Origin of the sequence: Stenotrophomonas sp. SMYL11 (assembly GCF_036320005.1) — a bacterium.
GTDB lineage: Bacteria > Pseudomonadota > Gammaproteobacteria > Xanthomonadales > Xanthomonadaceae > Stenotrophomonas > Stenotrophomonas maltophilia_A.
Genome location: NZ_JAWIRS010000002.1, coordinates 532339 through 547087 on the forward strand (window position 1 = coordinate 532339; position 14749 = coordinate 547087).

Genomic DNA, 14749 nt, shown 5'->3' on the forward strand with positions numbered 1-14749 from the left:
CGGTCGTGCCCGCACGCCGCTGCCTGCTTCATCCCTGCCGCCCCTGACCGGGCCTCCCCGTGCATACCGCGCCGTTCGCGCCTGGCATTGCACCACCCTGCATCCTTCGAGGTTACTGCCATGGCCCAGCGCCATCGTGTCCGTTCGTCCCTGTCCCGTACCCTGCTGACCAGCGCCGTGCTGGCGGCCATGACCGCCCCTGCCTTCGCCCACGGTGACGCTTCCGGCGCGCCACAGACGTTGGACAAGGTGGTGGTCACCGCCTCCGGCTTCGAGCAGAAAGTGGTCGACGCCCCGGCCAGCATCAGCGTGGTCAGCCGCGAAGAGCTGAGCAAGCGCCCGTACACCAACCTTGTCGATGCGCTGCGCGACGTTGAAGGCATCGACGTCGGTCTGGAAGCCAGCGACAAGAACGGCCGTGCCACCATCTCGATGCGCGGCCTGCCCTCCGAGTACACCCTGGTGCTGATCGACGGCCGCCGCCAGAGCAATGTCGGCCAGCTGTATCCGAACAACTTCGGCGGTGGCCAGTTCGCCTACCTGCCGCCTCTGGATGCCATCGAGCGCATTGAAGTGGTGCGCGGCCCGATGTCCACGCTGTACGGCTCGGATGCAATGGGCGGCGTGATCAACATCATCACCCGTCGCAACCAGGACAGCTGGCACGGCGCACTCACCCAGGGCTTCACCGTGCAGCAGGACGATCAGTTCGGCGATGCGCGTACCACCGACGTCTACCTCAGCGGCCCGCTGGTCAAGGACCGTATCGGCCTGGCAGTACGCGGCAGCTACTACGACGCCAAGGCCTCCAATCCGGAGTGGGATGCACTGACCCTGCCCGACGGCAGTCTGTGGGAACGCAGCATCGGCTTCGGTGGCGGCGGCAAGTCGGTGGCCAACACCAACTGGAACACCGGTGTGCGGCTGAACTTCCACGTCAACGATGACCACGAACTGTGGCTGGACTACGACGTGTCGCGGCAGAAGTACGACAACAGCGAGGGCCAGACCGGCACCCTCGACAGCCTGGCCAGCCTGTGGCGTGTCGGCAATGCCGTCATCCCCAACCCGAACGGCAGCGGCACCGTCACCCGCCGCGTGGTGCAGCCGCGCGTGGGCTACACCGCCTACCAGCGCTACGAGCGCGACCAGTTGTCGCTGACCCACCAGGGACGTTACAGCTTCGGTACATGGCAGACCTCGCTGACCCACAGCAAGAGCAGCAACCTGGGCCGCTCGCTGCCGCTGACCCTGGACGAACGCGCCAACCTGCAGACCTTGTGGAACGACGTCTGCCGCCGCACCGGCAGCGCCAACAACTGCGCGGCCGGCCGTGGCAATGCACTGGCCGCCCTCAACCCGAGTGAAATGGCACGCCTGCAGGCATTCCTGCCGCGTCCGCTGCGCACCATGGAGCTGGAAGGCTACGTGCTCGACACCATGCTCGACCTCGACTTCGGCGCGCACAAGCTGACCGTCGGCGGCCAGTACAACAACACTGACATGATCGACGGCGTGTTCGGCATGGACGGCGCCGGTTACCGCAGCAATACCAAGCAGAAGCACCGCATGTGGGCCCTGTTCGCCGAGGACAACTGGTCGCTGACCGATACCCTCACCGCTACCTTCGGGCTGCGCTATGACGACCACAACGTGTTCGGCAGCCACGTCAGTCCGCGCGGCTACCTGGTATGGAATGCCAGCGACGCGTGGACCTTCAAGGGTGGCGTAAGCACCGGCTACAAGACCCCGCGTCCGGACCAGCTGTTCCCGGGCATCACCGGCTTCGGTGGCCAGGGCGTGCTGCCGCTGGTGGGTTCGCCGAACCTGAAGCCTGAAACCAGCACCAACTATGAGCTGGCCGCCTACTACGAAGGCCAACGCTGGGGCTTCAACGTGACCGGCTTCTTCAACAAGTTCGAGGACAAGATCGCCAGCGGCGGCACGTTCCCTAACTGCGAAGTGGCCCGCCCCGGCAGCGGCTACTGCGTGGACATCGGCCCGGGCTGGGCGGCACTGGGCTACAGCACCTTCACCCAGAGCGTGAACATCGACAAGGCCGAGACCCGCGGTGCGGAACTGGCCGGCCACGTCGACCTGCTCGACACCCTGCAGTTGCGCGGCAACTACACCTGGACCAAGAGCGAGCAGACCAGCGGCCCCGACAAGGGACGCCCGATCTCGGGCACCACGCCGGCAAAGCACATGGCCAACGCCAGCCTCAACTGGCAGATCAACGAAGCGATCAGCCTGTCGCTGATCGGCGAAGGCCGCTACGACCGCTATCGCGACACTCTCATCGACAGTGCCGGCGCCCGCCACGTGCGCTATTACGAGGATTACACGATCTTCCATCTTGGTGGCAGCTGGAAGGCCACGCCGTGGCTGACGGTCAACGCACGGGTCAACAACCTGTTCGACAAGGACTTCGTTTCGCAGTCTTGCCTGCTGCTCAATCCCAGCGAGTTCAGCTGCGTGGACAACTACGCGACCAAGGACCAGCGCCGCAGCTACTGGATTTCGTTGAACGCGAAGTTCTGACCTCTGCGCCCTGCCCTGGTGGGTGCCGACCCTGGCCGGCACCGCTCCATCCACGCATGGCGTGGATCTACTGGTCCGCGGGATTGCCGGCCAGCGGCCGGCAATTCCAGCCAGTCGCTAGTGCCGGCCGCTGGCCGGCAATTCCCGCCCTTGGGATACAGAACGACACGCAATTGCGAGCCATTCTCACCAATGATGTAATGGGCAGTCCCCGTCCGCCTCGAACCGTGCCGTGAGCCGTCCTGCCTCTTCCACCGTGCAGCAACAACAGAACCGTGGCTTCTGGCTGCGTACGCTGCACCAGTGGCACTGGATCAGCTCGGCGGTCTGCCTGATCGGCATGCTGCTGTTTGCGGTGACCGGCCTGACCCTCAACCATGCGGCGAAGATCGAGGCCAAGCCCGAGGTGCAGAACCAGCATCTGGAACTGCCGGCCGCGCTGCTGGGCCAGCTGGGCACGCGTGAGGATGGCAACGCGCCGATTCCGCGCCCGGCCCGGCAATGGCTGGACACGCAGCTGGGCATCGCCATCGGCGGGCGCCCGGCCGAGTGGTCTGCGGAGGAGATCTACCTGTCGCTGCCGCGGCCGGGCGGCGACGCCTGGTTGAGCATCGATCGCGAGACCGGCGCGGTGGAGTACGAATCAACCTCGCGCGGCGCGGTGTCCTACCTCAACGACCTGCACAAGGGCCGCAACGCGGGCCCAGCGTGGGGCTGGTTCCTGGACCTGTTCGCCGTGGCCTGCCTGGTGTTCTGCATCACCGGCCTGTTCCTGCTTCACCTGCACGCACGGCAGCGGCGCATGACCTGGCCGCTGGTCGGCCTCGGCCTGATGATCCCGCTGCTGATCGCCCTGCTGCTGATCCACTGACTTTCCTTTTTACGGAGCCGCCCCATGCGCGTCACCCTGACCATCGCCCTCAGTGGCCTGCTGGCCACCTCGCCGGCCTATGCCACCACCCTCGACATCAACGTCGAAGTGCCCAAGCTCAACGTGGCCGAATACCACCGCCCGTACGTGGCGGTGTGGGTGGAAGGCGCCGACCAGAAGGTCGCGGCCAACCTGTCGGTCTGGTACCAGCAGACCAGCAACAGCGAAGGCCACGGCACCAAGTGGCTGCCCGACCTGCGCCAGTGGTGGCGCAAGAGCGGCCGCACCCTGCAGGTGCCGGTGGACGGCGTGACCGGCCCGACCCGCCCGGCCGGCAAGCACGCGCTGTCGTTCAACGACAAGCAGCCGGCGCTGAAGCAGCTGGCCCCGGGCAACTACACCCTGGTGGTGGAAGCGGTGCGCGAAGTCGGCGGCCGTGAACTGCTGAAGATCCCCTTCACCTGGCCGGCCACCGCCGCACAGAACGGCAAGGCGCAGGGCGCCACCGAACTGGGCCAGGTCACCCTCGCCGTCAAACCCTGAAAAGGGGACGGAGGGGATTACGTCGTAATTCCCCCCTCGCCGCACCACCCTGCATCCACCTGGAGTCTTCCGCATGAAGCGCACGCTCGTCCTCGCCGCCGCTCTGGCCGCTGCCCTTCCCTTCTCCGCCCTGGCCCACAAGGCCTGGCTGCTGCCCTCGCAGACCGTGATCGCCGGCAACGCGCCGTGGATCACCGTCGACGGTGCGGTCTCCAACGACCTGTTCTACTTCAACCATGTGCCGCTGCGCCTGGAGTCGGTGGTGATCACCGCACCGGACGGCAGCACCGTGCAGCCGCAGAACGCGTCCACCGGCAAGTACCGCAGCGTATTCGATGTCGAGCTGAAGCAGCCGGGCACCTACCGCATCGCGTCAGTCAATGACGGCCTGTTCGCCACCTACGAGCAGAACGGCGAGCGCAAGCGCTGGCGCGGCAGCGTCGCCACCTTCGGCGAACTGCCCAAGGATGCGAAGAAGCTGGAAGTGAGCCAGTCGGTCGGCCGCGTGGAGACCTTCGTCACCAACGGCGCCCCGAACGACACCGCGCTGAAGCCGACCAACCGTGGCATCGAGCTGGTCGCCGTCGGCCACCCGAACGATCTGTTCGCCGGCGAGGAAGCCACCTTCCGCGTGCTGGTCGACGGCAAGCCGACCGCCGGCCTGGAGTTCGAGATCGTGCGTGGCGCCACCCGCTACCGCAACGCGCAGGACGAGCTGAAGGTCACCAGCGATGCCAAGGGTGAGATCAAGGTGACCTGGCCGGAAGCCGGCATGTACTGGCTGGAGACCGGCACCGAAGACAACAAGACCTCGGTGAAGCAGGCCGCCAAGCGCCGCCTGAGCTACGTCGCCACGCTGGAAGTGCTGCCGCAGTAATGACGTGGACCGCGATGCCGGGCACGCCCTGGCATCGCGCCTGCAGCACACCACCATGACCGATCCCCTGCTCGACATCGCCCGCCTCGGTGGCACCACCATGGGTACCACCTGGAGCGTGTCGCTGGTCGCGTCGCGCCAGCGCGACCTGCACCCGCTGCATGCTGGCATCCAGGCGCGGCTGGACGAGGTGGTCGCGCAGATGAGCACCTGGGAGCGTGGTTCGGATCTGAGCCGCTACAACCGCGCCGAACCCGGCCAATGGTGCGTGCTGCCCGCCGAAACGCGCCACGTTCTGGCCTGCGCACAGGCGATCGCTTCCGCCAGTGGCGGCGCCTTCGATCCCACCGTCGGTCCGCTGGTTGCACTGTGGGGTTTCGGAGCACACGCCGGTGAGCGCCGTCGGCCCAACGACGCTACCCTGCAGGCCACGCGTGATCGCTGCGGTTGGCAGCGCCTGCAGTGGCAGGACGATGCGCTGCTGCAACCGGGTGGACTGGAACTGGATCTCTCTGCGATCGCGAAGGGCTTCGGCGTCGATCACGTGGCCGCTTGGTTGCGTGGACAAGGCATTGCTGCTGCGCTGATCGAAGTGGGTGGCGAACTGGCCGGCTACGGCCGGAAACCGGACGACCAGCCGTGGCGCGTGCTGGTGGAGTCGGCGCCGGAAGAAGACGCGCACACCGATACCCCGCCACGGGTGCTGGCACTGGATGGCAAGGCCGTGGCCACCTCCGGCGATCGCTGGCACCAGTACCAGGCCGGTGGCGAGGCTTACAGTCACAGCCTGGACCCGCGCTCTGGCAGACCGGTGCGGCAGGTCGCCGCAGCGGTCACCGTGGTGGCCGACGACGCGATGCACGCCGATGCCTGGGCCACCGCACTCACCGTGCTCGGCCGCGAACACGGCATGGCACTGGCCGAGCGCGAGGGGCTGGCCGTGCGCTACCTGCAACGGGCCGCCGAAGGCCCCTGCGAATTCCTCAGCAGCGCCTTCCAGCGCCTGCTCGACGAGCAGGACGCATGAGCACTCGACCGTCGCGCGCGTGGCTTGGCAACGCGCTTGTACTGATGGTGCTGGCGCTGATCGCCTGGGCGCTGTTGCGACTGCATCTCGGCGAAGCCTGGTGGCAGGGTGCACCGCCGGCACGGCAATCGCAGATCGCCATCATCGCCACCGCGCTGTATGCGCTGGCCTGCGCCGCACTGTGGTGGCGTGGGCGACCGCGCGACGATGCTGCCTCTGGCGACATCGCGCCGATCCTGCTGGTCTGGTCCAGCCAGACCGGCTTCGCCCGCGAACTGGCCGAACGCAGCGCCGAGGCCCTGCGCGGTGCCGGCGTGCCAGTGCGCGTGCGCGGACTACATGAGGTGGATGCAGCACTGCTGGCTTCCAGCCAGCGCGCGTTGTTTATTGCCAGCACCACCGGCGAAGGCGATCCACCCGACCACGCCCTGCCGTTCCTGCGCGGGGTGATGGCCGCGCCGCCTTCGCTGCAGCACCTGCACTACGGGGTGCTCGCGCTGGGCGACCGCAGTTACGGCCACTTCTGTGGTTTTGGCCATCAGCTTGACCAGTGGCTGCGCCAGCACGGCGCGCACCCACTGTTCGATGCAATTGAAGTCGACAACGCCGATGCGGCCGCGCTGCGCCATTGGCAGCAGCTGCTGGGCCAGCTCGGCGGTGGTGCCAGCGAGCTGCCCGACTGGAGCCCGGCCGAGTACCAGCCATGGACGCTGCTGCAGCGCGCGCAGCTGAATCCCGGCAGCCCGGGCGGCGCGGTGTACTGGCTGCGCCTGCAACCGCCGGACACTGCCGATGCGCGGTGGCAGGCCGGAGACATCGCCGAGATCGGCCCGCAGCATGCGCGCCACACCGCACGTGCGTGGCTGGATGCACAGGGCTTCGATGCAGATACGGTGCTGGACGATGGACAGACGCTGCTGGCGCGCGTCGAACGGTCACACCTGCCTTCGCTGGTTGCGCCTGGCGATCTGCCGGCGTTGCTGGCAACGCTGCAGCCGCTGCCGCATCGCGAATACTCCATTGCCTCGGTGATGGCCGACGGCGCGGTGGAACTGCTGCTGCGCCGACAGCTTCGCGCCGACGGCATGCCCGGCATCGGCAGCGGATGGCTGTGCGACTACGCGGGCATCGGTGAACCGGTGCAGCTGCGGCTGCGCCGCAATGACAATTTCCATGGCGTGGCGCCCGACGTACCACTGCTGCTGATCGGCAACGGTACCGGCATCGCAGGACTGCGCGCACATCTGCACGAACGTACCCGCAGTGGCGCGCGGCGGACCTGGCTGCTGTTTGGTGAGCGCACCGCCACGCACGACTTCCACTTCGGTGAAGAACTGCAGGCGATGCTGGCCGGCGGCACGCTGGCACGGCTGGATGCGGTGTTCAGCCGCGACGGCGGCGCGCATCGCTATGTGCAGGACCGGTTGCAGGCCGAAGCGGCAACGCTGCGACAGTGGGTGGATGAAGGCGCGACGATCCTGGTCTGCGGCAGCCTGCAGGGCATGGCCCCGGCGGTGGATGCAGTGATCGAGCAGGTGCTGGGTACCGCGGGCAAGGAAGCGCTGTTGCTGGCCGGTCGTTACCGGCGCGATGTGTATTGAGGCCGCCGCATCCACGCATGGCGTGGATCTACTGCTCCACTTCGGCGGATGCGAATCACCTTCTGGTGGGTGCGAACCGATTTCCGGTGGGTGCGAACCTTGGTTCGCACCATGACGCGGCATCGGCCACCGCATCCACGCATGGCGTGGATAGCGCCCACCGGTACCCAGGAATCATCCCCCCGCCACACTGATCCGGATCGCCAGCAACTCGCCGCCGCCCTGCACTGCATGCCGTTGCCGCACACCGGCCGACAGCCACGCGGTATCACCGGCCTGCATGGCCGGCAAACCGCTGTCGGCAGCAAACTCCGCCTGACCGGCCAGCAGATGCAGTGCCCAGGCCACGCCCGGTTCGCAGAAGAAGAACATCGACCCCACCAGTGGCCGGTGCAGCAGTTCGGCCTGCAGCAGGTCACGCTTCCACATCAGGTTGAAGTCATGGGTGGTGCCATCGACCAGTTCGCCGTGCAGCGCTTCCTCGCCGGCAAAACGCACGCGTCCATGCGGCGGCAGGACCTCGGCCACACGGCCATCTTTGAAACGCAGGCGCACGCCATTGCCCTGCAGCAGCACCAGTTCGCGCTCCACGCCGGGGAAGGCGGAGAACGCGGCGTCCTGCTCGATCTCGGCCACCGACAGGCGTAGCGCCCAGTCATCACCCTGCGCCGGCAGTCGCAGTATCTCGCGGGTCCAGCCCAGGCCGTTGCGCCAGCGTTCGCGGCGGTAGTCCAGGCTGGAAATCACCTGGCTCGGAGTGTGCAGCAGGGAGTCGATGTTCATCGGCGCATTGCATCATGCCGCGCGCCGTCATGCATCACCGCGTGGCGAGCGTGCCCTGGCCACCGCACTCGCCGCCCAGCAGCTGCGAGTGCTTCAGCCAGTCCTGGTCGGGGTAGTAGGCGAACACCATCGTGCCGCCACGCAATGCGTCGATCAGTGGCTTGGCCACCGACAGCCGCACTGCCGGGCAGCCCAGGCTGCGGCCGAGCCGCCCCTGCAGCTGCGCAGTCCCCGGATTCACATAGGGCGCGCCGTGGATGACGATCGCGCGTTCGCGCGCGCGGTCGTTGAAGCCCGGTTCCAGCCCGGCCAGGCGCAGCGAATACCCATTGCCGCCCATGTAGGTCTCCTGCGCGGTGAACGCGCCAAGACTGGACATGAAACTGCCATCGCGGTTGGAGAAATGCTCGGTGCGGTTCTCACCGCTGTTGCGGCCATGCGCCACCCATTCCTCGAACAGCAGGCGCTGGTGGGCCAGGTCGAACACCCACAGGCGCGGCTCGGTGGACGGCCGCGAATAATCGATCACGCTGAGGCGATCACCATTGATGCCCAGCTCCGGCCGCTGCAGCGCGCAGCGCATGGCGTGCGCCGCCAGCTGCAATACGTGGCGGTCGGCCTTGGGCGCACTGCGCGACAGCAATGCAGCCAGATCATCGGCACTGGTGGCAAGGGCGGGCGTCTGTGCCAGCGCCGGAGCGCTGGCCGAGGTCGCCAGCAGGCCGAACGCGGCCAGCCGGCACAGGCGGGATGCAGTCATGGGCAAAACGAGGGGAGTCAGTTGCCCTTGAGGGTGGACCCTGGCGGCTCGGATTCCAAGACCGGCTGCATTCCGGATTCAGCCGGGCTTGGGCGGACCGCTGGCAGCGAGGTCACCAGCAGGGTCGTGCCCGGTACCAGCACCTGGTACAGTTGACGGGCGAAATCGGCCGGCAACGCCATCGGCAGCGAGGGCGTGGCCAGCAGGTCCGGCGTGGCCTGGGCACGGTCCTGGCCCAGCAGCGGATAGGCTGTCCACTGGTGCAGGCGCTGGTTCGCGTCCAGCGGGCTGGGCGTATCGCTGTAGCCCTGCCCCATCACGAACAGGATGGTGCCCTGGAACGCCGGCAGGGCGTCGGCCTTCAGCGGCGACTCGCCGATCATCACGCCGTCGCGCAGCACGTACAGGCGCTGGTCGTGCAGGCTGACCAGGATGCCGACCTGCCCGGCCGGGGCCGCGCTGTCATCCCACCAGGCCTGCGCCGGGGCTCCGCCCTCCGTCTCCGCCAGGGCCTGGCCGCGCGCGTTGACCGGCGCCAGCACCGACGGATAGGCCAGGGTCATCGGCGAGCTCTTGGCATCGGCCACGACCACGGTGTCGCCACGCTGGGTTTCACTGAACAGCTTCTGCGCGAAGGCCTGCGGCAGGCGCACGCAGCCGTGCGAGGCCGGATGCCCGGGCAGGTTGCCGCCATGCAGGGCGATGCCGTCCCAGGTCAGCCGCTGCATGTACGGCATCGGCGCGCTGTTGTAGAGGTTGGACTTGTGGTCCTTGTCCTTCTGCAGGATGGTGAACACGCCGGTCGGCGTCTCATGCCCGGCCTTGCCCGAGCTGATCGTGGTCAGGCCGATGGCAATGCCGTTGCGATACACGTACGCACGCTGCTCATCGAGGCTGACCACCAGCACGATCGGGCCGGTCGGCGAGATTTCCGGATGCCACAGGTATTCGCCCGGCTTGAGGTCGGTCGGTCCGCGCACTTCGGCGGTGCTGGCTGCGGCAGCGGCAGGCTTGGCGGCCGGCGTCGGCGCAGCGGCATGGCCCAGCAGCGGCAGAGCCAGTGCAAGGGCAAGCATCAGGGTGGTGGGGCGGTGCAGAAGCATCCAGCGGGGATCCTTTCCATGCGGTGCGGCCACCGTACACCATCGACCCGTGGTGGCCGCGGCAAAACCAGGTGCCGGAAATGAAACTGCCCGGCGACACAGCCATGTGTCGTACCGGGCAATCGTTACGTCCTTGTCGGCCTGCTGCCGCCCCCTCGCATCCTGCGCTGTGGGGGTAGCGTTGCATCCTGCACGCGGCCGCGTCTGTCCTGTTTGTATCTCAGCCCCTTCCACAGGTCTGTGATGCCACCATCCTGGTGATTGGTGCCGCGTCCTGCGGCGGTCGGTGGTCACGGCCTTCCTGTCCGTGACCGGTGAACCAGCCTCCTGCCGGTTCCGACGATTCCTGCTGTCAGCGCCTGGGTACGGTTCGCACCGGTACCGATCCGGGTACCGGATCCGCCGGCAACAACCTGTTGCCTACGGTGATCCGCTGTCGATTCCGTTCGACGATTGCTTTCCCTATCCCCTTCACCTGCGTCAGGTCCTCGACGCGATGAAACGGGCCGTGTCTGCGCCGGTGCTCGACGATCGCCTCGGCCTTGGCGGCTCCGACCATCGTCAATCCCTGCTGCAGCGCCTGGGCATCGGCGCGGTTGATGTCGATCGGTTCGGCGGCATGCGCCCCAGCGATCCACACGACCAGCACCAGTGCCCTCAACACGACACTCCAAGGCACGACGTGTATCTCCTTGTGATTCTGGCCGTCCCGACCGGCAATCCCGTCGGCAGGAACAGTGTCCGTCACCACATGCACACAGCCTATCGGTTTCCTGGATTTCTAAAAGCCAGCCAAATACCCGACGTGATGTAGGAAAAACCCTACCCGCGGCACAGGCGTAGAATGGCCGGATCAGCCCATGCAACCGGAGTTTCAGATGGACAGCGCCAAGCTCGGCCAATTCGTCAATGACAAGTGGGACAGCGAGATCGTCCCGCAATTGGTCGACTACATCCGCATTCCCAACAAGTCGCCGATGTTCGACGCCAATTGGGTGCAGAACGGCTACATGGAACAGGCGGTCACCCTGATGGAGAACTGGGCCAAGGCCCAGCAGCTGCCCGGCCTGAAGGTTGAAGTGGTGCGCCTGGAAGGCCGTACCCCGCTGATCTTCCTGGAAATTCCGGCTACCGGCGCCGAAACCGGCGACGACACCATCCTGCTCTACGGCCACCTCGACAAGCAGCCGGAAATGACCGGCTGGGACGACGACCTCGGCCCTTGGACCCCGGTCCTGCGCGGCGACAAGCTGTATGGCCGCGGCGGTGCGGACGACGGTTACGCCATCTTCGGCTCGCTGGCCGCCGTGCTGGCGCTGCAGGCCCAGGGCCTGCCGCACGCGCGCTGCGTGGTGCTGATCGAAGCCTGTGAAGAGTCGGGCAGCTATGACCTGCCGGCCTACGTCGACCACCTCGCCGACCGCATCGGCAAGCCGTCGCTGGTGGTCTGCCTGGATTCGGGCTGCGCCAACTACGACCAGCTGTGGTGCACCACCTCCCTGCGCGGCCTGACCGGCGGCAACTTCACCGTGAAGGTGCTCAACGAAGGCGTCCATTCCGGCGATGCCTCCGGCGTGGTGCCGTCCAGCTTCCGCCTGCTGCGCCAGCTGCTGTCGCGGATCGAGGACCAGGACACCGGCCGCATCCTGATTGACGGCATGAACGTGGAGATCCCGGCCGAGCGCCTGCAGCAGGCCAAGCGTGCCGCCGAGGTGGTCGATACCGAGATCTTCGAGAAGTTCCCGATGGTCGATGGCCTGCGTCCGATGAACGAGGACCTGACCGAGCTGGTGCTCAACCGCACCTGGCGCCCGGCCCTGTCGGTGACCGGCATCGGGGGCATGCCGCCGCTGGAGTCGGCCGGCAACGTGCTGCGCCCGCAGACCTCGGTGAAGCTGTCGCTGCGCCTGCCGCCGACGGCCGACGGCAAGACCTGCGGCGAACTGCTGAAGGAAGCGCTGCTGCGCGACCCGCCGAACGGCGCGCAGGTCACCCTGGACCTGGAAAAGGCCTCCACCGGCTGGAACGCCCCGGCGATGGCGCCGTGGCTGACCCAGGCCATCGACGATGCCAGCCAGGCCTTCTTCGGCAAGCCGGCGATGTACATGGGCGAAGGTGGCTCGATCCCGTTCATGGGCATGCTGGGTGAGAAGTTCCCGGGCGCCCAGTTCATGATCACCGGCGTGCTCGGTCCGCACTCCAATGCACACGGCCCGAACGAGTTCCTGCACATTCCGATGGGCAAGAAGGTCACCGCCTGCGTGTCCAAGGTGATCAGCGAGCACTACGCCGCCAGCCTGCGCGGCGAGACCAGCGGTTCGCCGGTGGCTGCCGACAGTGGCACCCGCCACGGCGACCACGGCTGCTGCTGAATCCGGCACACCGTGACGGACGCAGCCTGGCCTTGCTAGGCTGCGTCCACCCTTGGTGGAAATCGCGCGCATGAATGGTCTGTTCGGCAGCAGCAGCTGGCTCTACATTATCCTGGTCGGCTTCTTCGTCGGCCTGCTCGGGCGATTCTTCATGCCCGGCAACAACCGCATGGGCTGCCTGCTGACCATCGTGCTGGGCATCATCGGCGCGCTGCTGGCCGGGTGGTTCGGCCAGTACATGGGCTGGTACGCCCCCGGTGAGCCGGCCGGCTTCCTCGGTGCGGTGCTGGGCGCGGTGGCCGTGCTGGCCGTCCTGCGCCTGTTCAGCGGTCGCCGCTGATCCCGCACCCTCTTCCCTTCCTGTTCCCGACGTAGGCGCGCCCGGCGCGCCCGGATATGCCTGCATGACCGAACCCGCCTCCGATCCCCAGCGCAGCGCGCAGCGCCTGCAGTGGGCCCGTACCCAGCTCGATGATTCCAGTGCGGTGGTCGAACGCGCCTCGGTCGATGCCGGCATGCGCAGCTACTGGCGCACCACCAGCACGCGCGGCAGCCACATCGTGATGGACGCCCCGCCGGGAATGGAAGATCCGCGCCCGTGGCTGCGCATGCGCGGCCTGCTGCACGACAACGGCCTGCGTGTGCCCGCACTGCTGGCACAGGATCTGGATGCCGGCTTCCTGCTGCTGGAAGATCTCGGCGGCCCGACCCTGGCGAAGATCCTCGACGAGCGCAACGCCGATGAATGGTTCGGCCGCTCGATCGAACAGCTGCTGCGTCTGCAGGCGATCCCGGTGCCGGCCGACTTCGGCCAGTTCGGCGAAGCACTGCTGCAGCGCGATGCCGGCCTGTTCGACGAATGGTTCCTGCAGCGTCACCTGAACCTGGAACTGGACTGCGGCGAGATTGAAGGGCTGCAGCTGGTGCACCGCCGCTTGATGGACAACGCGCTGGGCCAGGCCCAGCTGATGACCCATCGCGACTACATGCCACGCAACCTGATGCCGGTCGACGACGGCCCCGCCGTGCTGGACTTCCAGGACCTGGTGCGTGGCCCGATCGCCTACGACGCGGTGAGCCTGTTCAAGGACGCGTTCCTGAGCTGGCCGCTGCAGCGCGTGGACGAGTGGCTGGCGCAGTACCACGCGCGTGCGCGCAGCGCCGGCCTGCCGGTGCCCGACCGTGCCACCTTCCTGCGCGATGCCGACTGGATGGGCATCCAGCGCCACGTGAAGATCCTCGGCCTGTTCTGCCGCCTGCGTTACCGCGACAACAAGGGCCATTACCTCGACGACGCACCGCGCTTCATCACCTATCTGGATGAAGTGCTGCCGCGCTACCGCGAGCTGGCACCGCTGCAGCAACTGCTGGAACACCGCATCAAGCCGGCGCTGGCCGACCTGGCCGCACCGATGCGCGTGGCCCGATGAAGGCGCTGGTCTTTGCTGCCGGCCTCGGCGAGCGCATGCGCCCGCTGACCCTGCACACGCCCAAGCCGCTGCTGGACGTGGCCGGCAAGCCACTGATCGTCTGGCACCTGGAACGCCTGGCCGCACTCGGCGTGCGCGAGGTGGTGGTCAACACCGCATGGCTGGCCGAGCAATTCCCAGCAATTCTGGGCGATGGCAGCCAATGGGGCCTGCATCTGCATTTCATGTACGAAGGGCAGACCCCGCTGGAAACCGGCGGCGGCATCCTCAACGCATTGCCGGTGCTGGGCGACGCCCCGTTCCTGGTGGTGAACGGCGACATCTGGACCGATTTCGATTTCGCCACCCTGCCGCGCGAGCCGCAGGGCCAGGCGCACCTGGTGCTGGTCGACAATCCGGCGCAACACCCGGACGGTGACTACCGCCTGGATGCACAGGGACTGCTGCACCACGACCGCGAAGGTCCGTGCCTGACCTATGCCGGCATCGGCGTGTACCGTCCTTCAATCGTGGCCGACTGGCGCACGGTGATCGGCGATGCGCCGGGCAGCGAGCGGCTACCGCCGAAGTTCTCGGTGGTGCCGCTGCAGAAGCATTTCATGGCGCAAGGGCTGATGACCGGGCAGCACCATCGCGGACGCTGGACCGATGTCGGGACCGTGGATCGCCTGCGCGCGCTGGATGCGGAGTTGGCAGCGAACGGCTGAGCCCCTCGTGGTTGGTCGCGTAGAGCGGATCGCGTGTTTGGCCGGGGGGGGGGGGGGGGGGGGGGGGGGGGGGGGGGGGGGGGGGGGGGGCGGGAGGGGGGGGGGCGGGGGGGCGCGGGGCCCGCCCCGCGCGC

14 protein-coding genes are annotated in these 14749 nt (G+C 67.5%); 10 read left to right on the forward strand and 4 right to left on the reverse strand.

Annotated features, from left to right (window positions below; translation table 11 throughout):
• The first annotated feature begins 120 nt into the window (after window positions 1–120).
• The 6 genes from V3B46_RS06300 (at window position 121) to V3B46_RS06325 (ending at window position 7460) form a co-directional block, all read left to right on the forward strand.
• Window positions 121–2541, forward strand: a complete 2421-nt coding sequence (locus tag V3B46_RS06300) for a TonB-dependent receptor domain-containing protein (protein ID WP_329891424.1) — start codon at window positions 121–123, stop codon at window positions 2539–2541.
• 232 nt (window positions 2542–2773) lie between these two features.
• Window positions 2774–3412 carry a PepSY-associated TM helix domain-containing protein gene (locus V3B46_RS06305; RefSeq protein WP_032129249.1) on the forward strand — a complete coding sequence of 213 codons (639 nt, stop codon included), beginning with the start codon at window positions 2774–2776 and terminating at the stop codon, window positions 3410–3412.
• Between the two features lie 24 nt (window positions 3413–3436).
• Complete coding sequence (locus tag V3B46_RS06310; RefSeq protein WP_329891425.1) at window positions 3437–3955, forward strand: DUF2271 domain-containing protein; 519 nt, start codon at window positions 3437–3439, stop codon at window positions 3953–3955.
• A gap of 73 nt (window positions 3956–4028) precedes the next feature.
• Window positions 4029–4832, forward strand: coding sequence for a DUF4198 domain-containing protein (locus tag V3B46_RS06315; RefSeq protein ID WP_049398797.1), 804 nt, complete (start codon window positions 4029–4031; stop codon window positions 4830–4832).
• Between the two features lie 55 nt (window positions 4833–4887).
• On the forward strand, window positions 4888–5859 hold the full coding sequence (locus tag V3B46_RS06320; RefSeq protein WP_329891426.1) for an FAD:protein FMN transferase: 972 nt from the start codon (window positions 4888–4890) through the stop codon (window positions 5857–5859).
• Complete coding sequence (locus V3B46_RS06325; protein WP_329891427.1) at window positions 5856–7460, forward strand: sulfite reductase subunit alpha; 1605 nt, start codon at window positions 5856–5858, stop codon at window positions 7458–7460. Before V3B46_RS06320 ends, V3B46_RS06325 begins: the two co-directional genes overlap by 4 nt.
• Before the next feature lie 174 nt (window positions 7461–7634).
• Here V3B46_RS06325 and V3B46_RS06330 read toward each other — a convergent pair whose 3' ends face one another.
• From V3B46_RS06330 to V3B46_RS06345, 4 genes are all read right to left on the reverse strand, one after another.
• The gene (locus tag V3B46_RS06330) at window positions 7635–8243 is read right to left on the reverse strand and encodes a HutD/Ves family protein (protein ID WP_329891428.1); all 609 of its coding nucleotides are present in this window, start codon (window positions 8241–8243) and stop codon (window positions 7635–7637) included.
• 34 nt (window positions 8244–8277) lie between these two features.
• Complete coding sequence (locus V3B46_RS06335; RefSeq protein WP_329891429.1) at window positions 8278–9003, reverse strand: murein L,D-transpeptidase catalytic domain family protein; 726 nt, start codon at window positions 9001–9003, stop codon at window positions 8278–8280.
• A gap of 17 nt (window positions 9004–9020) precedes the next feature.
• Complete coding sequence (locus tag V3B46_RS06340) at window positions 9021–10106, reverse strand: L,D-transpeptidase (RefSeq protein WP_329891430.1); 1086 nt, start codon at window positions 10104–10106, stop codon at window positions 9021–9023.
• A 352-nt stretch (window positions 10107–10458) separates the two neighbouring features.
• Window positions 10459–10785, reverse strand: coding sequence for a ComEA family DNA-binding protein (locus tag V3B46_RS06345; protein ID WP_012510302.1), 327 nt, complete (start codon window positions 10783–10785; stop codon window positions 10459–10461).
• A gap of 199 nt (window positions 10786–10984) precedes the next feature.
• On the opposite strand from V3B46_RS06345, the gene V3B46_RS06350 reads away from it, so the two are divergent.
• The 4 genes from V3B46_RS06350 (at window position 10985) to murU (ending at window position 14615) form a co-directional block, all read left to right on the forward strand.
• Entirely contained in the window at window positions 10985–12478 is a 1494-nt protein-coding gene (locus tag V3B46_RS06350) for a M20 family metallopeptidase (protein WP_329891488.1), read from the forward strand.
• A 70-nt stretch (window positions 12479–12548) separates the two neighbouring features.
• Window positions 12549–12818, forward strand: coding sequence for a GlsB/YeaQ/YmgE family stress response membrane protein (locus V3B46_RS06355; protein WP_049398791.1), 270 nt, complete (start codon window positions 12549–12551; stop codon window positions 12816–12818).
• A gap of 64 nt (window positions 12819–12882) precedes the next feature.
• Entirely contained in the window at window positions 12883–13908 is a 1026-nt protein-coding gene (locus V3B46_RS06360; RefSeq protein WP_329891431.1) for an aminoglycoside phosphotransferase family protein, read from the forward strand.
• Window positions 13905–14615 (forward strand): N-acetylmuramate alpha-1-phosphate uridylyltransferase MurU, encoded by a 711-nt coding sequence (gene murU / locus V3B46_RS06365; protein ID WP_154262596.1) that lies wholly within the window; start codon window positions 13905–13907, stop codon window positions 14613–14615. Before V3B46_RS06360 ends, murU begins: the two co-directional genes overlap by 4 nt.
• Window positions 14616–14749 lie beyond the last annotated feature (134 nt).

Excerpts from the sequence above, each read along its gene's own strand:
- murU (WP_154262596.1), top strand. The coding sequence starts at position 13,905 with ATGAAGGCGCTGGTCTTTGCTGCCGGCCTCGGCGAGCGCATGCGCCCG.
- V3B46_RS06310 (WP_329891425.1), top strand. The coding sequence starts at position 3,437 with ATGCGCGTCACCCTGACCATCGCCCTCAGTGGCCTGCTGGCCACCTCG.
- V3B46_RS06330 (WP_329891428.1), bottom strand. The coding sequence starts at position 8,243 with ATGAACATCGACTCCCTGCTGCACACTCCGAGCCAGGTGATTTCCAGC.
- V3B46_RS06325 (WP_329891427.1), top strand. The coding sequence starts at position 5,856 with ATGAGCACTCGACCGTCGCGCGCGTGGCTTGGCAACGCGCTTGTACTG.
- V3B46_RS06335 (WP_329891429.1), bottom strand. The coding sequence starts at position 9,003 with ATGACTGCATCCCGCCTGTGCCGGCTGGCCGCGTTCGGCCTGCTGGCG.
- V3B46_RS06355 (WP_049398791.1), top strand. The coding sequence starts at position 12,549 with ATGAATGGTCTGTTCGGCAGCAGCAGCTGGCTCTACATTATCCTGGTC.
- V3B46_RS06360 (WP_329891431.1), top strand. The coding sequence starts at position 12,883 with ATGACCGAACCCGCCTCCGATCCCCAGCGCAGCGCGCAGCGCCTGCAG.
- V3B46_RS06320 (WP_329891426.1), top strand. The coding sequence starts at position 4,888 with ATGACCGATCCCCTGCTCGACATCGCCCGCCTCGGTGGCACCACCATG.
- V3B46_RS06315 (WP_049398797.1), top strand. The coding sequence starts at position 4,029 with ATGAAGCGCACGCTCGTCCTCGCCGCCGCTCTGGCCGCTGCCCTTCCC.
- V3B46_RS06300 (WP_329891424.1), top strand. The coding sequence starts at position 121 with ATGGCCCAGCGCCATCGTGTCCGTTCGTCCCTGTCCCGTACCCTGCTG.
- V3B46_RS06350 (WP_329891488.1), top strand. The coding sequence starts at position 10,985 with ATGGACAGCGCCAAGCTCGGCCAATTCGTCAATGACAAGTGGGACAGC.
- V3B46_RS06340 (WP_329891430.1), bottom strand. The coding sequence starts at position 10,106 with ATGCTTCTGCACCGCCCCACCACCCTGATGCTTGCCCTTGCACTGGCT.